Source organism: Orenia marismortui DSM 5156, from assembly GCF_000379025.1.
GTDB lineage: Bacteria > Bacillota > Halanaerobiia > Halobacteroidales > Halobacteroidaceae > Orenia > Orenia marismortui.
The window spans coordinates 353,374-371,062 of the sequence record NZ_KB900620.1; the positions used below are offsets into that span (position 1 = coordinate 353,374).

Sequence of the window (17,689 nt, forward strand, 5' to 3'; positions counted from 1 at the left end):
CTTTCTTAACAGCAATTAATCTATATCTTCTCCACAGCTTTTGCAGAAACGAACTTTTTCACCGCTATCTAAAACTTTTTTACCAGCTCTAGAAGCATCTCCGCACTTTTCGCATACTAACATTACATTAGAACTATGAATAGGTGCCTCTTTTTCTACAATTCCGCCTTGTGGATTATCTTGAGTCGGTCTTACATGTTTTTTAATAATATTAACACCTTTAACGATTACACGACTTGCTTTAGGAAAAGATTTTAGAATTTCCCCTTCTTTCCCTTTATCTTTTCCAGCTATAACTTTTACTTTGTCGCCTTTCTTTACATGTAACTTAGATTTAGACATCCCAATTGCCTCCTTTCTTATCTAAAGCTTTAATTAAAGTACCTCAGGTGCTAAAGAAATAATTCTTGTAAAGTTGTTATCTCTCAATTCACGAGCAATTGGTCCAAAGATACGTGTTCCTTTAGGTTCATTATTCTTATCAATAATTACAGCTGCATTTTCATCAAAACTAATATATGAACCATCTTTTCTTCTAGTTTCATTTTTAGTCCGTACAATAACAGCTTTTACAACATCACCCTTTTTAACCATACCATTAGGGATAGCTTCTTTAACTGTAGCAACAATAATATCACCAATAGAAGCATATCTTTTCTTAGAACCACCTAATACTTTAATACAAAGTAATTCTCTAGCTCCTGTGTTATCTGCTACTTTCAATCTGGATTCTTGTTGAATCACTTTAAGGACCTCCTTTCAATTAGAAAACTATTCAGCTCTTTCAACGATTTCTTTAACTGCCCAATTCTTATGTTTACTAATTGGACGAGTTTCAATAATTTTTACCTTATCTCCCTCTCTACACTCATTACTCTCATCATGAGCTTTGAACTTAGATGTTCTAGTAATTACACGTTTATATAGAGGATGTTGTGTTTTTCTTTCTACAGCAACAACAACAGTCTTATCCATTTTGTCACTAACAACTATTCCCACTCTCTCTTTTTGATCACTACGCTCAGTCATACACTATACCTCCTCTCAATTACGCTTGATTAATACCAAGTTCACGTTCATTTAAAATAGTCTTAACACGAGCTATTGATCGTTTAACTTCACGAATTCGTACTGGGTTATCTAACTGAACAGTAGCATTCTGAAAACGTAAGTTAAATAGCTCTTCTTTTAGTTCATCTAACTTTTGCTCTAACTCTTCGTTAGTTAAGTTTCTTAATTCCTTAGCTTTCACTGCTTTCACCATCCATTTCTTCCCGTTTTACAAATTTAGTTTTGATAGGTAGTTTATGTGCCGCCAGTCTCATAGCATCTCGAGCAAGTTCTTCATCAACACCACCAAGTTCAAACATTACACGACCAGGTTTTACAACAGCAACCCAATGTTCTGGAGCTCCTTTACCACTACCCATTCTTGTTTCAGCAGGTTTAGCAGTTACAGGTTTATCAGGGAAGATATTAATCCAAACCTTACCTCCACGTTTTATTTTACGTGTAATAGCAATTCTTGCTGCTTCAATCTGACGATTGTTAATCCAAGCAGGTTCTAAAGCTTGTAAACCATAATCACCAAAAGTAACTTTGTTACCCCTTTGAGCTTTACCTTTCATCCGTCCACGATGCTGCTTTCTGTGTTTAACACGCTTTGGTATTAGCATTTGATTTGCCCCCTTTCTAAATTAATCTTCATCAATATCAGGTAAGATCTCACCTTTATAAATCCAAACTTTAACTCCAATTTTTCCATAAGTTGTATTCGCTTCTGCAAATCCATAATCAATATCAGCACGTAAAGTATGCAAAGGAACACTACCTTCACTATAACCTTCAGTACGCGCCATATCAGCACCACCTAAACGACCAGCGCATGAAACCTTAATACCTTCAACGCCTCTTTGACGCATTGCACGATTAATAGATTGCTTCATAGCTCTTCGGAAAGATACTCTGTTTTCCATTTGCTCAGCAATATTTTCAGCAACTAATTGCGCATCTTGATCAGGTTTCTTAACTTCAACAACATTTACTTGAACTTGTTTATTTGTTAAACCTTCCAAGTCAGATCTTAATTTATTTACTTCAGATCCACCTTTTCCGATTACCATTCCTGGTCTAGCAGTGTGAATATTTACTTTAATTCTATTAGCAGCTCTCTCAATTACAATACGAGAAATACCAGCATCATACATAGCAGTCTTAATATGATCTCTAATTTCTAAATCTTCATGTAATAAATCGGCATAATCTTCTTTGTCCGCATACCATTTTGCATCCCAGTCTTTTACTACACCAACTCTAAGACCGTGTGGATTTATCTTTTGACCCATTCATTATCCCTCCTTTTTTTCTGCCACTTTAATAGTTAAATGGCTTGTTCTTTTATTAATAGGACTTGCTTGCCCCATCGCTCTTGGCTTATATCTTTTCATTGTTGGTCCCTCATCTACATAAGCTTCAGATATATATAACTCATCAGCAATCATGCCATGATTATTTTCAGCATTGGCTACAGCAGAATTTAATAATTTTTCGATAATTCCAGCTGCTTTATTAGGTGTATTTCTTAGAACACCAAAAGCTTCACCAATTTCTTTGCCCCTTACTAAGTCAATTACTAATCTTGCTTTTCTTGGGGAAATCCGAACACGTTTCGCGATAGCTTTAGCTTCCATGGTTTAACCCCCTTTACTCTATAAACTATTTAAGTGCTGTAGATCTTTCAGTCTTATCTCCATGTCCTCTAAATATTCTAGTTGGTGCAAATTCACCTAATTTATGTCCAACCATATCTTCAGTGATATATACCGGAACATGTTTTCTTCCATCATGTACAGCAATAGTATGCCCTAGCATTTGTGGAAAAATAGTTGAACTTCTTGACCAAGTTTTTATTACCTTTTTCTTACCAGACTCATTCATTTCTTCGACCTTTGCTAATAGTTTCCTATCTACAAATGGCCCCTTTTTTACTGAACGACCCAATATAATGTCCCCCTTTCAATCAATTATTTTCTCTTACGCTTAGCATGACGACTACGAACAATCATCTTGTCAGAAGCCTTTTTCTTACGAGTTTTCTTACCAATAGTAGGCTGACCCCAAGGTGTAACTGGATGTCTACCAGCAGCCTTTTTACCTTCTCCACCACCATGTGGATGATCATGAGGGTTCATTGCAGTACCACGAACACTAGGTCTACGACCTAACCATCTATTTCTACCAGCTTTACCAATAGTAATATTTTCATGTTCTACATTACCTACTTGACCAATAGTAGCTCTACATTTGATACTTACTAATCTCATTTCGCCAGAAGGCAATTGAATATTTGCATATTTACCTTCTTTAGCCATTAACTGAGCCTCAGATCCAGCAGAACGGACTAGCTGCGCTCCTTTTCCTGGCTTAAGTTCAACATTATGAATTATAGTACCTACCGGAATACTTTCTAGAGGTAATGCATTTCCCGTTTTTATATCAGCTTCAGGACCAGAAATAATTTCATCCCCTACCTGCAATCCTCTTGGTGCAATAATATATCTTTTTTCTCCATCAACATAATGTAACAAAGCAATTCGAGCAGATCTATTTGGATCGTACTCTATTGTAGCTACTTTAGCTGGGATTCCATCTTTATCTCTTTTGAAATCAATAACTCTATACATTCTCTTATGGCCTCCACCACGGTGACGCACAGTGATTCGACCATTAGAATTACGTCCACCAGTCTTCTTAAGTGGTTTAAGAAGAGATTTTTCTGGCTGATTTGTTGTAATTTCATCAAAACTTTCCACTGTCATATATCTTCTTGACGGTGTAGTTGGCTTAAATTTCTTAATAGCCATCTTTATTCCCTCCTTTTCTTATAAATTAAACACCTTCGAATATTTCAATACGATCGCCTTCAGCTAACTTAACTCTAGCTTTCTTCCATTTAGGCGTTCTTCCCTGAGTATATCCCATTCTTCTTTTCTTTCCAGGCATACGATTTGTAGTTACTTTTTCAACAGCAACATCAAAAATTTCTTCAATAGCACTTTTAATTTCTGTTTTGTTAGATTTTAAAGCAACCTTAAAAGTATACCAACCTTTTTCTTCCATGTCCATCATACTTCTTTCTGAAATATGAGGCGCAATAATAATGTCCCGAGGATCTTTCATTATGCTAGCACCTCCTCAACTTTAGCAACTGCATCTTGAGTCATGATTACTTTTTTGCTATTTAGAACATCATAAACAGTTACTTTATTAGGTGTTACAACTCTTACACCTGGAATATTACGAGCTGATTTATAAATATTATCATTCTTTTCTTCAATTACTACTAAAACTTTATCATTAGCTACACCAAATTTATCTAGAATAGATACCATTTCTTTTGTTTTTGGTGCTGAAAAATCAAACTTATCAATAATAACTAAGTTTTCTTCCTCTAATTTAACTGTTAGTGCAGACTTAACAGCTAATTTCTTTACTTTTTTAGGAAGTCTCTTCTTATATTTACGAGGTTGTGGTCCAAAAGTAGTTCCACCACCTACCCAAAGAGGAGATCTAATACTTCCATGTCGTGCACGACCTGTTCCTTTTTGTCTCCAAGGTTTACGTCCACCACCAGCAACTTCTCCCCTTGTTTTAGTCTTAGCAGTTCCAGTACGTTTAGCTGCTAATTGTGCAACAACAGCTTCATGAACTACATGCTCATTTACTTCTACGTTAAAAACTTCATCTTTCAAATCAACATTTCCTGATTTTTGACCATCAATATTATATAAAGCTAACTCAGGCATTTTAATCCTCCTTTCTTAACACTATTTTACTGTTTCGCGAATAGTTAATAAACCTTTTTTAGGTCCAGGGACAGCACCTTTAATTAGTAATAAATTCTTTTCGGTATCAACTTTAACAACTTCTAAGTTTTGAACTGTTACTTTCTCGTGTCCCATATGTCCAGACATTTTTTTACCTTTAAATACTCTTGCAGGATCAGAACCAGCACCGATAGAACCTGGTCTTCTATAGTTTCTAGAACCATGGCTTTTTGGTCCAGTATTGAAATTCCATCTCTTAACTGTACCAGCAAAACCTTTACCTTTAGAAATTCCAGTTACATCTATCTTATCACCTGTAGCAAAAGTATCTACTTTCACCTCATCACCTGGCTCTAAGTTTTCTGCTCCTTCAATTCTAAACTCACGAATATATTTTTTATTATCAACACCATACTTTTCAAAATGACCTTTTTGAGCTTTATTAGCTTTATTAGCTTTTTTATCAACAAAGCCTAATTGAACAGCAGTATATCCGTCCACTTCTTCAGTTTTCTTTTGCACTACAGGACAAGGTCCTGCTTCAACAACCGTTACAGGTACAACTTCTCCAGCTTCATTAAACACTTGAGTCATACCAACTTTTCTTCCTAATATACCTTTCATTTCGTTACACCTCCTCAAAACAACATATTATATTATAATTTAATTTCTATATCAACACCAGCTGGTAAATCCAATCTCATTAAAGAATCAACCGTCTTAGGTGTTGGATCTTTAATGTCTATTAATCTTTTATGAGTTCTCATCTCAAATTGCTCTCTTGATTTACTATTTACATGAGGTGAACGTAAAATTGTAAACACCTCTTTTTTTGTAGGCAATGGAACTGGTCCTGAAACATCAGCCCCTGTTCTTTTAGCTGTTTCAACAATTTTCTTTGCTGAATTATCTAAAAGTTGATGTTCATAAGCTTTCAACCTAATTCTAATTTTATCTGCAGCTTGTTGAGCCATTAATTTCACCTCCAAATAATTTAATTAGACAGAAAAAAGACGAGGAGGAATAACTCCTCATTCTTTTTTCCAAGTGCTAAAAAGTTAATTATTCAATAATTTCAGTAACAACACCAGCACCAACAGTTCTTCCACCTTCACGAATAGCGAATCTTAACCCTTCATCCATCGCGATCGGAGAAATTAAGCTTCCTTCCATTTCAATGTTGTCTCCTGGCATTACCATTTCTACACCTTCTGGTAAGTTAATACTACCAGTTACATCTGTTGTTCTGAAATAAAACTGTGGCTTATATCCATCAAAGAATGGAGTATGACGTCCACCTTCTTCTTTACTTAATACATAAACCTCTGCTTTAAACTTAGTATGTGGAGTAATGCTTCCAGGCTTAGCTAATACCTGTCCACGTTCGATGTCTTCTCTTTTTACACCTCTTAATAATGCTCCAATGTTGTCTCCAGCTTGCGCTTCATCCATCATCTTACGGAACATTTCTACTCCTGTTACAGTTGTAGTTTCAGTATCTTTGATTCCTACGATTTCTACTTCATCTCCAACTTTAATTACACCTTGCTCTACACGACCTGTAGCTACTGTTCCACGTCCAGTAATACTGAATACGTCCTCTACAGGCATTAAGAATTCTTTGTCTGTATCTCTTTCTGGAGTTGGGATATACTCATCTACTGCATCCATTAATTCGATGATCTTTTCTCCCCATTCACTACTTGGATCTTCTAAAGCTTTAAGCGCAGATCCAACTACTACTGGAGCTTCATCTCCATCAAATTCATATTCATTCATTAATTCTCTTACTTCCATCTCTACTAATTCGATTAACTCTTCGTCATCAACCATATCTGCTTTATTTAAGAATACTACTATTTTAGGAATTCCTACCTGACGTCCTAATAATAAATGCTCTCTTGTTTGAGGCATTGGACCATCAGCAGCTGATACGATCAAGATTCCTCCATCCATTTGTGCTGCTCCTGTAATCATATTCTTTACATAATCAGCATGTCCTGGACAATCAACGTGAGCATAGTGACGATTTTCTGTCTCATACTCTACGTGAGAAGTTGCAATTGTAATTCCTCTTTCTCTTTCTTCTGGTGCATTATCGATATCTTCAAAGTTAGATCCACCTACACCCTTTGATAATACCTTTGTAATTGCAGCTGTTGTTGTTGTCTTCCCATGGTCTACGTGACCGATTGTACCAATATTAACATGAGGTTTCGTTCTTTCAAACTTTTCTTTTGCCATTTTATTCCCTCCTAGTTTTTCTTATTGAGTTTTTGAAACAATTTCTTCAGCTATACTAGCTGGAACTTTATCATAATGATCCATTTGCATTACATATTGAGCACGGCCTTGTGTATTAGAACGTAAAACAGTTGCATAACCAAACATTTCAGATAAAGGAACTGCAGCTTTAATAATCTTAGCATTACCTCTTTGTTCCATACCTTCTACTTGACCACGACGACTGTTTAAGTCTCCAATTACATCTCCCATATACTCTTCAGGAGTTGTAACTTCAACCGCCATAATAGGTTCTAATATAACAGGCTTAGCTTTCTTAGCTCCATCTTTAACCGCCATAGAAGCAGCAATTTTAAATGCCATTTCAGAGGAGTCAACTTCATGATAAGAACCATCATTTAATGCAACTTTAACATCAACCATTGGATATCCAGCTAAAACACCATTTTCTAAAGCCTCTCTTGCTCCTTCTTCAACTGAGCTAATGTAGTCTCTAGGAACAGCTCCACCAACGATGTTATCTTCAAACTCAAATCCTGAACCTGGATCTAATGGTTCAATTTCCATAATTACGTGTCCATATTGACCACGACCACCAGATTGTCGGATGAACTTACCTTCGATTTCAGCTTTCTTAGTAAATGTTTCTCTATAAGCTACTTGAGGTTCACCAATATTAGCATCAACACCAAATTCTCTAGTTAAACGATCAACAATTACATCTAAGTGTAATTCACCCATTCCAGAGATAATTGTTTGACCAGTTTCTTCGTCTGTTTTAACAGTAAAAGTTGGATCCTCTTCAGCTAATTTTTGTAATGATTCACCTAATTTATCACTATCTTTTTGAGTTTTAGGTTCAATAGCTACAGAAATAACCGGTTCAGGGAATTCCATAGATTCCAAGATGATTTGATCATCTTGATCGCATAAAGTATCTCCTGTTCCAGTATTTTTAAGGCCTACTGCAGCAGCTAAATCTCCTGCATAAACCTCATCTCTTTCTTCACGCTTATTAGCATGCATCTGTAATATACGTCCAACTCTCTCTTTTTGTTCTTGTGTAGAGTTGTATACATAAGAACCTGCTTCCAACACCCCTGAGTAAACTCTAAAGAAAGCTAACTTACCAACATAAGGGTCAGTCATAATCTTAAATGCTAAAGCTGAGAATGGGGCCTCATCATCTGCATGTCGAGTAACTTCCTCTTCAGTACGAGGTTTAATACCTTTTACAGGAGGAATATCTACAGGAGACGGTAAATATTCAACAACCGCATCTAGTAAAGGTTGAATTCCTTTGTTCTTTAAAGCTGTACCACAAAGAACAGGTGTGAATTCATTACCAAGGGTACCTTTACGGATAGCTGACTTTATCTCTTCTTCAGTAATTTCTTCCCCTTCTAGGTATTTCATCATAATTTCTTCATCAACATCTGCAAGTTTTTCAATTAAAAGCTCTCTATATTCTTCCGCTTTATCTTGTAACTCAGCAGGAATTTCTTCTATTTCGAAATTAATTCCTAATTCTTCATCATAAACAATAGCTTCCATTTTAACTAGATCAATAGAACCTTTATATGTGTCTTCTTTACCAATTGGAATTTGAATAGCTACTGGATTAGCAGCAATTCTATCATCCATCATTTCTAATACATTGTAAAAATCTGCACCAGTTCTATCCATCTTGTTTACAAAAGCAATTCTTGGAACATTATATTTATCAGCCTGTCTCCATACTGTTTCAGATTGTGGTTCTACACCACCAACAGAACAAAATACACCAACAGCCCCATCTAGAACTCTTAATGATCTTTCTACCTCAACAGTAAAGTCCACGTGTCCAGGCGTATCTATAATGTTAATTCTATGATCATCCCACTGACAAGTTGTTGCAGCAGAAGTAATTGTAATACCACGTTCTTTTTCTTGTTCCATCCAGTCCATTTGAGAAGCACCATCATGAGTTTCCCCAATCTTATGCACACGCCCTGTATAGAACAAAATACGTTCAGTTGCTGTAGTTTTACCAGCATCAATATGTGCCATAATTCCAATATTTCTAGTTCTTTTTAACGGAAATTGTCTGGGCACTTATAACACCCTCCCTTATACTTTGATTACCATCTATAATGTGCAAAAGCTTTATTAGCTTCAGCCATACGATGTACTTCTTCTTTCTTTCTTACTGCTCCACCTTCTTCATTATAAGCATCAATAATTTCATTTGCAAATCTTTCAACCATAGTTCTTTCATTACGGTCTCTAGAAGAATTAACAATCCATCTTAATCCTAATGTAACTCTTCTTCTGTTACTAACCTCAACAGGTACCTGATAGTTAGCTCCACCAACACGTCTACTTTTAATTTCTAAAACCGGCATAACATTGTTTAATGCTGCTTTTAGAACTTCCATTGGCTCTTCTTCAGTCTTTTGAGCTACTAATTCCATTGAGTCATAGAAAATATTTTCTGCTAAACTTTTTTTCCCATCTAACATAATAGCATTAATAAAACGACTCACTAACTTACTATTATAAATTGGATCAGGAGTTGTTTCTCTTGTTTGAGCTCTATTTTTACGCATAGTTTCCCTCCTCCCTTAATAAAGATTCAAATTTAACTATTAGCCTCTAGGCTTTTTAACGCCATATTTAGAACGACCTTTTCTTCTATCTTCAACACCAGCAGTATCTAAAGCACCACGAACTATAGTATATCTAACACCAGGTAAATCTTTAACACGACCACCTCTTACTAATACTACAGAGTGTTCTTGTAAATTGTGACCAATTCCTGGAATATAAGCTGTAACTTCTTTTCCATTAGTCAAACGAACACGAGCAACCTTTCTCAAAGCTGAGTTAGGTTTTTTAGGTGTAGTTGTATAAACCCTTGTACAAACACCTCTCTTTTGAGGAGATCCTTCTAGAGCTCTAGCACCTTTCTTCTTTTCAACTTTCTTTCTACCTTTACGGATTAATTGGTTAATAGTTGGCATCAGCACACCTCCTCCCATTTTTTAGAAATATAATTTTTAAGATAGGGATGCAAATTAATTTGCATCCCAATAATAAACTAGATTATATTATTTCAAAACTAATAATTAAATCAGTTATTTAACAAATTCAATCTTTATCACAACACACTCATAGATTTTAACATTTACCAAGTCAGCTGTCAACCTTTTTTTCATTTTTATTCTACGATTTTACTAGTAGTTTCACGATATTTTTTCATACCAGTTCCTGCAGGAATTAATTGACCAATAATAACATTTTCTTTCAACCCTAGCAAGCTATCACTCTTACCTTCTAATGAAGCTTCAGTTAAGACTCTAGTTGTTTCTTGGAAAGAAGCAGCAGATAAGAAACTCTCTGTTGCCAGAGATGCTTTAGTAATCCCTAGTAATTCTGGAATAGCAGTAGCTGGCTCTTTTCCGTCAGCTATTATCTCATCATTAACTTCTTCAAACTCAAAAATATCAACTAAACTACCTGGTAATAAATCAGTATCACCAGCTTCTTTAATTTTAACCTTGTTCATCATCTGTCTTACAATAACTTCAATATGTTTATCATTAATCTCTACCCCTTGGGCTCTATAAACATTTTGAACCTCTGTTAATAAGTATTCCTGAACAGAACGCTTTCCACGAATCCTTAAAATATCTTCAGGATCTAATGGTCCTTTTGTTAATCTATCTCCTGCCTCAACAAAATCACCATCTTTTATTCTCAATTCTGAACCATATGGTAATTGATAAGTTTTTTGCCTTCCATCTTTAGTCTTAATGACAGCTTTATATGATCTACCATTCTCAACTATGTTTACCTGTCCATCTAACTCAGTAACCACAGCTTGACCTTTTGGACTACGGGCTTCAAATAACTCTTCTACACGAGGCAGACCCTGAGTAATATCATCTCCAGCAACTCCACCAGTATGGAAAGTTCTCATAGTTAACTGAGTACCTGGCTCACCAATTGATTGAGCAGCCATAATACCTATAGCTTCACCTACATTAACTATCTTTCCATCAGCAAGATTGCGGCCATAACATTTTTGACAAACACCATGGTCTGTACGACAAGTTAATACACTTCTAATTTCAACTTCTTCAATACCAGCAAGTTCAATTTTTTCCATAATACTTTCTGTAATTATTTCATTTCTTGATACAATAACTTCTTCAGTTTCAGGATCTAATAAATCTGAAGATGCCACCCTACCAATTAATCTTTCACTTAATGGCTCAATGATCTCTCCATCTTCCGCAATAGCACTTAGTAATAATCCATCTTCTGTTCCACAGTCATTCTCTCTAACTATAACATCTTGAGAAACATCAACTAAACGTCTAGTTAAATAACCAGAGTCCGCAGTTCTTAAGGCTGTATCAGCCAAACCTTTACGAGCACCATGTGTAGAAATAAAGAATTCTAATACTGTTAATCCTTCACGGAAAGATGCTTTAATTGGCATATCAATAATTCGTCCAGATGGATCAGCCATCAGACCACGCATACCACCAAGCTGAGTAATTTGCGATTTATTACCACGAGCTCCAGAGTCAGCCATCATATAAATCGAATTGAATTCATCTAAATTATCTATTAGAGCATCTGTAATTTTATCTTTAGCTTTACTCCAAGTATCAATTACACGCTGATACCTTTCTCTCTCAGTAATTAGACCACGACGGTATTGTTTCTCAACCTTATTAACTTTCTGTTCAGACTCTTCTACAATATCATATTTAGCTTGAGGAATATCAACATCAGTAACACTGATACTAATACCAGATCTAGTAGCATATTCGAATGTTAAATTCTTAACAGCATCTAAAATATTGGCAGTTTTATTAGGACCTAATTGCCTATGACTTTCCCCTACTAATCTACCTAACCTCTTTTTATCAAATACCTCGTTATAAAAAGGTAAATTTTCTGGAAGAACATCATTAAATATAACCCTTCCAGCTCCTGTATCAATCCATTCACCATTATCTAACCTATATTTGATTTTTGTCTGTAGAGTAATCTTCCCATTCTCATAAGCTTTAATTACATCATCAGCAGAACCAAAGAACTTCCCTTCTCCTTTAGCTCCATCTTTTAAAATAGTTAAATAATATGCTCCTAATACCATATCTTGTGATGGAACAGCAATAGCACCACCATCAGAAGGCGCCAGAATATTATAAGTTGATAACATCAACAACCTACATTCTGCTTGTGCTTCAGCTGATAAAGGCACGTGAACCGCCATTTGATCACCATCAAAATCGGCATTATAGGCAGGACATACTAGAGGGTGAACTCTAATTGCTTTACCTTCAACTAAAATAGGTTCAAAAGCTTGAATCCCTAACCTATGTAAAGTTGGTGCACGATTTAATAGTACAGGATGTTCTTTAATAACCTCTTCTAAAACATCCCAAACTCTCTCATCTAACTTTTCTACCATTCCCTTAGCACTTTTAATATTATGCGCTAATTCCTTATCAACAAGTCGCTTCATAACAAATGGTTTAAATAACTCTAAGGCCATCTTCTTAGGTAATCCACATTGATCTAACCTTAAATTAGGACCAACAACAATAACAGAACGTCCAGAATAATCAACACGTTTACCTAATAAGTTTTGACGAAAACGCCCCTGTTTACCTTTTAGCATATCACTTAAAGATTTCAGAGGTCTATTACCAGCACCTGTAACAGGACGACCTCGCCTACCATTATCAATCAAGGCATCTACTGCTTCCTGTAACATTCTTTTTTCATTTCTAATAATAATATCAGGAGCACCAAGGTCCAATAACCTTTTCAATCTATTATTTCTATTTATTACTCTTCTATATAGATCATTTAAGTCTGAGGTCGCAAAACGACCACCATCTAATTGCACCATAGGTCTTAGCTCAGGTGGAATAACAGGAATCACATCTAAAATTATCCATTCTGGTCGATTGCCAGAATTCCTTAGCCCTTCTAAAACCTTTAATCTTCTTACTGCTCGTTTTCGCCTTTGACCAGAAACACCTTTTATAGTTTCTCTTAGGTCATCAACCTCTTTATCTAAATCTATATTTCTAAGAATCTCTTTAATTGCTTCTGCTCCCATACCAGCTTTGAAAGTATCATCATGCTTCATTCTTGCTTCACGATATTCACTTTCAGTTAATAACTGTTTTTCACTTAATGGACTCTCTCCTGGATCAATAACTATATAAGACACAAAATAAAGAACTTTTTCTAAAGATCTAGGAGACATATCCATAATTAACCCCAAACGACTAGGTATGCCTTTAAAAAACCATATATGAGAAACTGGTGCAGCTAACTCAATATGACCCATTCTTTCTCTTCTTACTTTTGAGCGTGTCACTTCTACCCCACATCGGTCACAAACAACACCTTTATATCTTACTCTTTTATATTTACCACAGTGACATTCCCAATCTTTAGTAGGACCAAAAATCTTCTCACAAAATAAACCTTCTTTTTCTGGTTTTAATGTACGATAATTAATTGTTTCAGGTTTTTTCACTTCACCACTTGACCAAGAACGAATCTTTTCTGGTGAAGCAAGACCTATTTTCATCGAATCAAAGTTGTTTACGTTAAACAAGGGCATCTTCCCCCTTCTGTAGTTTTAGTTTTAAATAACTAATAACTATTCTTCATTCCCCTCATCATCAATTAAATCTAATCCTAATTTTTTAGTAGTCTCATTAATTTCTTGCTCTTCTATAGATAACTCTTCTTCTTCTTCAGAATATACTTTAGCATCCAACCCTATACTTTGCATCTCTTTAATCAATACTTTAAAGGATTCTGGAATACCCGGTTCAGGTACATTCTCTCCTTTTACAATAGCTTCATATGCCTGTACACGTCCAACAACATCATCAGATTTCACAGTTAACATTTCTTGTAATGTATGTGATGCACCATAAGCTTCTAAGGCCCAAACTTCCATCTCTCCAAATCTCTGACCACCAAATTGAGCTTTACCACCCAATGGCTGTTGAGTTACAAGAGAATATGGACCAGTAGAACGACCATGCATCTTATCATGAGCTAAATGGTGTAATTTAAGCATGTACATTACTCCCACTGTCACTCTATTTTCAAAAGCTTCTCCAGTTCTTCCATCATATAGAACAGTCTTTCCATCTCGATCTAATCCAGCTTCTTCTAATATATCTTCAACCTCTTCTTCTGTAGCACCATTAAATACAGGAGTAGAAACATGAATACCTAAAGCTCTAGCTGCCATTCCTAAGTGCGTTTCTAATACCTGACCAATATTCATACGGGAAGGAACTCCCAATGGATTTAGTACAATTTCCACAGGCTCACCATTAGGCATATAAGGCATATCTTCCTCAGGTAAAATTCTCGATATAACACCTTTATTACCATGGCGTCCAGCTAATTTATCTCCAACAGTTATTTTAAGCTTCTTAGCTATATAAACTCTAACAAGTTTATTAACACCAGCTTTTAATTCATCACCATCTTCTCTATTAAAGACCTTAACATCAACAACAATACCTTCTTCTCCATGAGGCACTTTCAGAGATGTATCTCTAACCTCTCTTGCCTTTTCACCAAAGATAGCTCTTAACAATCTTTCTTCAGCTGATAATTCAGTCTCCCCTTTAGGAGTTACTTTTCCTACTAAAATATCGCCAGGTTCAACTTCAGCACCTACTCTAATAATACCTCGATCATCTAGATCTTTTAGAGCATCATCACCTACATTTGGAATATCTCTAGTAATCTCTTCAGGACCAAGTTTAGTATCTCTAGCTTCAGCCTCATATTCTTCAATGTGTATAGAAGTTAGAGCATCTTCCTTTACTAATCTTTCACTAATTAAAATAGCATCCTCATAGTTATAACCTTGCCAAGGCATGAAAGCGATAACTGAGTTTCGCCCTAATGCCAATTCTCCTTGGTCAGTAGCAGGTCCATCAGCTATGATAGTTCCTTTTTCTACTCTATCACCTTTTCTAACTATAGGTCTTTGATTCATACAACTACCTTGGTTAGATCTTGAAAACTTAGTTACCCTATACTTGTCTACTGTACCCTGATCAGTTTTAATTAAAATTTTATTACCAGTAACCTTCATAACTTCTCCTGGATTTTTAGCAACTACTGTAGCACCAGAATCTTTTGCAGCCTCATATTCAATTCCAGTACCTACAAATGGTGCATCTGTTTTCAATAAAGGTACAGCCTGACGCTGCATGTTAGCTCCCATTAAAGCACGATTAGCATCATCATTTTCCAAAAATGGAATAAGAGCTGCAGATACACTAATAATTTGCTTTGGAGAAACATCCATATAATCTACTTTTTCAGGAGAAATTTTAATAGTTTCTTCATGATAACGAGCAAATACCCGATCATTAAGTAACTTTCCATTTTCATCTATTCGTTCATTAGCCTGAGTTACTATTACTTCATCCTCTTCATCAGCAGTTAAATATTCAATTTTATCAGTAACAACACCATCTACAACCTTGCGATATGGAGTTTTGATAAAACCAAATTCATTAGTCTTACCATAAATACACATTGAACCAATCAATCCAATGTTAGGCCCCTCAGGAGTTTCTATAGGACAAATCCGTCCATAGTGAGTATGGTGAACATCACGAACATCAAAACCAGCTCGTTCACGACTTAAACCACCTGGCCCTAACGCACTCATTCTTCTTTTATGAGTTAGCTCTGATAACGGATTAGTCTGATCCATAAATTGAGATAACTGACTACTACCGAAAAATTCCTTAATAGCAGCTGCTACAGGCCTAGTATTAATCAAATTCTGCGGCGTTATTACATCAATATCTTGAATAGTCATCCTCTCTCTAACAACTCTTTCCATTCTAGAAAGACCAATTCTAAATTGATTCTGCAATAACTCTCCAACAGTCTTCAACCTTCTATTCCCTAAATGGTCAATATCATCTATTTTAGCAGATTCATCGTTATCTATAAGCTTTAGCATATACTTAGCTGTTTCAACAATATCTTCTTTAGTTAAAACTCTTTTTTCTGAATCAATATCTAACCCTAACTTTTTATTAATCTTATACCTACCAACTCTAGCTAAATCATATCTTTTTCGATCAAAAAATAATGATTCTAATAAACTTTGCGCACTCTCTACAGTTGGAGGCTCTCCAGGTCTTTGATTCTTATACAAAGCAATTAGAGCCTCTTCTTGAGTCTCTGTATTATCTCTTTCGATTGTATTATGTACAATTTCATGGTCACCTAATACATCAATCAATTCAGCGTCAGTACCATAACCTAAAGACCTGAATAAAACAGTTGAAGGAATTTTTCTTCCTCTATCTACTCTTACTGCAATAATATCCTTCTTATCATATTCAAATTCAATCCATGAACCACGATTTGGGATAATACTACCATTATATAATTGTCGACCATCTTTGGTAATCTCCTCTCCAAAATAAACACCTGAAGATCTGATTAATTGGTTAACAATTACCCTTTCTGCTCCATTAATAATAAAAGTACCTTTTTCTGTCATTAATGGGAAATCACTCATAAAGACATCTTGTTCCTTAATCTCACCTGTTTCTTGATTAATTAATCTTACCTTAACATTTAAAGGCGCAGAATAAGTAACATCTCGATTCTTACTTTCAAGTTCATCATATTTTGGTTCATCTAGAGAATAATCAATAAACTCTAAAACTAAATTCTCAGAAAAATCTTGAATAGGAGAAATTTCTTCAAATAATTCTAAAAGTCCTTCATTTAGAAACCAATCATATGCTTGAACCTGTGTTTCTAAAAGGAAAGGAACTTCCATCCCTTCACCAACTTTGGCAAAACTACGTCTTTGCCTTCTTAAAGAGTTTGCTGGATTGGCCATAAATATAAAGTTCACCCCCGCAGATTTTATCAACCTAAACAACTAGATTAACTATTTTATATTAATAAATTAAAAATTACCTCATATAAAAACATAGATTATTATTTGTTTTTTCATTTAAAATATACATACTTTTTAAAATTTAACTTCGCACAATAAGTTGTAACAATAAATAATAGTAACACAATTACGAATTATTGTCAAGCAGAAGGTAATTTTATCATAGGTAAAAAAGCACTCTGTTATATATAACAGAGTGCTTTTATTTTAAAAATTATTTAGCTTTAATTAAGCTTATTTAATCTCAACAGTAGCTCCAGCCTCTTCTAATTGAGACTTAACATCTTCTGCTTCTTCTTTAGAAACAGCTTCTTTAACTGGGCTAGGAGCACCATCAACTAATGCTTTAGCTTCTTTAAGTCCTAAATCAGTAACTCCTCTAACAGCTTTGATTACTTTAATTTTGCTACTTCCAGCAGCAGTTAATACTACATCAAATTCAGTTTGCTCTTCAGCAGCACCAGCAGCACCAGCAGCAGGAGCAGCTGCAACAGCAGGAGCAGCACTTACATCAAATTTCTCTTCTAATTCTTCAACCAATTCAGCTAATTCTAAAACACTCATTTCTTCTATTGCCTTTAAGATATCTTCTTTAGTCATTTTAAAATCCTCCTAATTTTTAATTATTTTT

General features: G+C 35.2%; 20 protein-coding genes. All 20 read right to left on the reverse strand.

Translation table 11 applies throughout. The annotated features are described in order from the left end of the window. Positions 1 to 15: 15 nt before the first annotated feature. Entirely contained in the window at positions 16 to 342 is a 327-nt protein-coding gene (rplX, locus tag OREMA_RS0111105; protein ID WP_018249345.1) for a 50S ribosomal protein L24, read from the reverse strand. 33 nt (positions 343 to 375) lie between these two features. Continuing rightward, positions 376 to 744 carry a 50S ribosomal protein L14 gene (gene rplN, locus OREMA_RS0111110; protein WP_018249346.1) on the reverse strand — a complete coding sequence of 123 codons (369 nt, stop codon included), beginning with the start codon at positions 742 to 744 and terminating at the stop codon, positions 376 to 378. 27 nt (positions 745 to 771) lie between these two features. Further along, positions 772 to 1,029, reverse strand: coding sequence for a 30S ribosomal protein S17 (gene rpsQ, locus OREMA_RS0111115; protein WP_018249347.1), 258 nt, complete (start codon positions 1,027 to 1,029; stop codon positions 772 to 774). A 19-nt stretch (positions 1,030 to 1,048) separates the two neighbouring features. Further along, positions 1,049 to 1,252 carry a 50S ribosomal protein L29 gene (gene rpmC / locus OREMA_RS0111120; protein WP_026188977.1) on the reverse strand — a complete coding sequence of 68 codons (204 nt, stop codon included), beginning with the start codon at positions 1,250 to 1,252 and terminating at the stop codon, positions 1,049 to 1,051. Next, the gene (gene rplP, locus OREMA_RS0111125; protein WP_018249349.1) at positions 1,242 to 1,676 is read right to left on the reverse strand and encodes a 50S ribosomal protein L16; all 435 of its coding nucleotides are present in this window, start codon (positions 1,674 to 1,676) and stop codon (positions 1,242 to 1,244) included. Before rplP ends, rpmC begins: the two co-directional genes overlap by 11 nt. Positions 1,677 to 1,697: 21 nt before the next feature. Next, positions 1,698 to 2,345 (reverse strand): 30S ribosomal protein S3, encoded by a 648-nt coding sequence (gene rpsC, locus OREMA_RS0111130; protein ID WP_018249350.1) that lies wholly within the window; start codon positions 2,343 to 2,345, stop codon positions 1,698 to 1,700. Between the two features lie 3 nt (positions 2,346 to 2,348). Beyond that, positions 2,349 to 2,690 carry a 50S ribosomal protein L22 gene (rplV, locus tag OREMA_RS0111135; RefSeq protein ID WP_018249351.1) on the reverse strand — a complete coding sequence of 114 codons (342 nt, stop codon included), beginning with the start codon at positions 2,688 to 2,690 and terminating at the stop codon, positions 2,349 to 2,351. Between the two features lie 25 nt (positions 2,691 to 2,715). Continuing rightward, complete coding sequence (rpsS, locus tag OREMA_RS0111140) at positions 2,716 to 3,000, reverse strand: 30S ribosomal protein S19 (RefSeq protein ID WP_018249352.1); 285 nt, start codon at positions 2,998 to 3,000, stop codon at positions 2,716 to 2,718. Positions 3,001 to 3,023: 23 nt separating this feature from the next. Continuing rightward, positions 3,024 to 3,863, reverse strand: coding sequence for a 50S ribosomal protein L2 (gene rplB / locus OREMA_RS0111145; RefSeq protein WP_018249353.1), 840 nt, complete (start codon positions 3,861 to 3,863; stop codon positions 3,024 to 3,026). A 25-nt stretch (positions 3,864 to 3,888) separates the two neighbouring features. Next, on the reverse strand, positions 3,889 to 4,179 hold the full coding sequence (gene rplW, locus OREMA_RS0111150) for a 50S ribosomal protein L23 (RefSeq protein ID WP_018249354.1): 291 nt from the start codon (positions 4,177 to 4,179) through the stop codon (positions 3,889 to 3,891). Beyond that, positions 4,179 to 4,805 carry a 50S ribosomal protein L4 gene (rplD, locus tag OREMA_RS0111155; protein ID WP_018249355.1) on the reverse strand — a complete coding sequence of 209 codons (627 nt, stop codon included), beginning with the start codon at positions 4,803 to 4,805 and terminating at the stop codon, positions 4,179 to 4,181. Before rplD ends, rplW begins: the two co-directional genes overlap by 1 nt. 21 nt (positions 4,806 to 4,826) lie before the next feature. Next, positions 4,827 to 5,450 carry a 50S ribosomal protein L3 gene (rplC, locus tag OREMA_RS0111160; RefSeq protein WP_018249356.1) on the reverse strand — a complete coding sequence of 208 codons (624 nt, stop codon included), beginning with the start codon at positions 5,448 to 5,450 and terminating at the stop codon, positions 4,827 to 4,829. Positions 5,451 to 5,482: 32 nt separating this feature from the next. Next, complete coding sequence (rpsJ, locus tag OREMA_RS0111165) at positions 5,483 to 5,800, reverse strand: 30S ribosomal protein S10 (RefSeq protein WP_018249357.1); 318 nt, start codon at positions 5,798 to 5,800, stop codon at positions 5,483 to 5,485. Between the two features lie 88 nt (positions 5,801 to 5,888). Continuing rightward, positions 5,889 to 7,070, reverse strand: a complete 1,182-nt coding sequence (gene tuf / locus OREMA_RS0111170) for an elongation factor Tu (protein ID WP_018249358.1) — start codon at positions 7,068 to 7,070, stop codon at positions 5,889 to 5,891. A 21-nt stretch (positions 7,071 to 7,091) separates the two neighbouring features. Continuing rightward, entirely contained in the window at positions 7,092 to 9,164 is a 2,073-nt protein-coding gene (gene fusA / locus OREMA_RS0111175) for an elongation factor G (RefSeq protein ID WP_018249359.1), read from the reverse strand. A gap of 26 nt (positions 9,165 to 9,190) precedes the next feature. Continuing rightward, positions 9,191 to 9,658, reverse strand: coding sequence for a 30S ribosomal protein S7 (gene rpsG, locus OREMA_RS0111180; RefSeq protein WP_018249360.1), 468 nt, complete (start codon positions 9,656 to 9,658; stop codon positions 9,191 to 9,193). A 39-nt stretch (positions 9,659 to 9,697) separates the two neighbouring features. Beyond that, positions 9,698 to 10,072 carry a 30S ribosomal protein S12 gene (gene rpsL / locus OREMA_RS0111185; protein ID WP_018249361.1) on the reverse strand — a complete coding sequence of 125 codons (375 nt, stop codon included), beginning with the start codon at positions 10,070 to 10,072 and terminating at the stop codon, positions 9,698 to 9,700. 197 nt (positions 10,073 to 10,269) lie between these two features. Continuing rightward, positions 10,270 to 13,704, reverse strand: a complete 3,435-nt coding sequence (rpoC, locus tag OREMA_RS0111190; RefSeq protein ID WP_018249362.1) for a DNA-directed RNA polymerase subunit beta' — start codon at positions 13,702 to 13,704, stop codon at positions 10,270 to 10,272. Between the two features lie 45 nt (positions 13,705 to 13,749). Next, positions 13,750 to 16,998 carry a DNA-directed RNA polymerase subunit beta gene (gene rpoB / locus OREMA_RS0111195; RefSeq protein WP_018249363.1) on the reverse strand — a complete coding sequence of 1,083 codons (3,249 nt, stop codon included), beginning with the start codon at positions 16,996 to 16,998 and terminating at the stop codon, positions 13,750 to 13,752. A 294-nt stretch (positions 16,999 to 17,292) separates the two neighbouring features. Beyond that, a complete protein-coding gene (gene rplL, locus OREMA_RS0111200; RefSeq protein WP_018249364.1) occupies positions 17,293 to 17,658 on the reverse strand; it encodes a 50S ribosomal protein L7/L12 in 366 nt (121 codons plus the stop codon). Positions 17,659 to 17,689 lie beyond the last annotated feature (31 nt).

Bases quoted from the DNA above. Each gene is read 5' to 3' on its own strand.
- rplX (WP_018249345.1), bottom strand. From the start codon at position 342: ATGTCTAAATCTAAGTTACATGTAAAGAAAGGCGACAAAGTAAAAGTT.
- rpsQ (WP_018249347.1), bottom strand. From the start codon at position 1,029: ATGACTGAGCGTAGTGATCAAAAAGAGAGAGTGGGAATAGTTGTTAGT.
- rplP (WP_018249349.1), bottom strand. From the start codon at position 1,676: ATGCTAATACCAAAGCGTGTTAAACACAGAAAGCAGCATCGTGGACGG.
- rpsC (WP_018249350.1), bottom strand. From the start codon at position 2,345: ATGGGTCAAAAGATAAATCCACACGGTCTTAGAGTTGGTGTAGTAAAA.
- rplV (WP_018249351.1), bottom strand. From the start codon at position 2,690: ATGGAAGCTAAAGCTATCGCGAAACGTGTTCGGATTTCCCCAAGAAAA.
- rplB (WP_018249353.1), bottom strand. From the start codon at position 3,863: ATGGCTATTAAGAAATTTAAGCCAACTACACCGTCAAGAAGATATATG.
- rplW (WP_018249354.1), bottom strand. From the start codon at position 4,179: ATGAAAGATCCTCGGGACATTATTATTGCGCCTCATATTTCAGAAAGA.
- rplD (WP_018249355.1), bottom strand. From the start codon at position 4,805: ATGCCTGAGTTAGCTTTATATAATATTGATGGTCAAAAATCAGGAAAT.
- rplC (WP_018249356.1), bottom strand. From the start codon at position 5,450: ATGAAAGGTATATTAGGAAGAAAAGTTGGTATGACTCAAGTGTTTAAT.
- rpsJ (WP_018249357.1), bottom strand. From the start codon at position 5,800: ATGGCTCAACAAGCTGCAGATAAAATTAGAATTAGGTTGAAAGCTTAT.
- tuf (WP_018249358.1), bottom strand. From the start codon at position 7,070: ATGGCAAAAGAAAAGTTTGAAAGAACGAAACCTCATGTTAATATTGGT.
- rpsG (WP_018249360.1), bottom strand. From the start codon at position 9,658: ATGCGTAAAAATAGAGCTCAAACAAGAGAAACAACTCCTGATCCAATT.
- rpsL (WP_018249361.1), bottom strand. From the start codon at position 10,072: ATGCCAACTATTAACCAATTAATCCGTAAAGGTAGAAAGAAAGTTGAA.
- rpoB (WP_018249363.1), bottom strand. From the start codon at position 16,998: ATGGCCAATCCAGCAAACTCTTTAAGAAGGCAAAGACGTAGTTTTGCC.
- rplL (WP_018249364.1), bottom strand. From the start codon at position 17,658: ATGACTAAAGAAGATATCTTAAAGGCAATAGAAGAAATGAGTGTTTTA.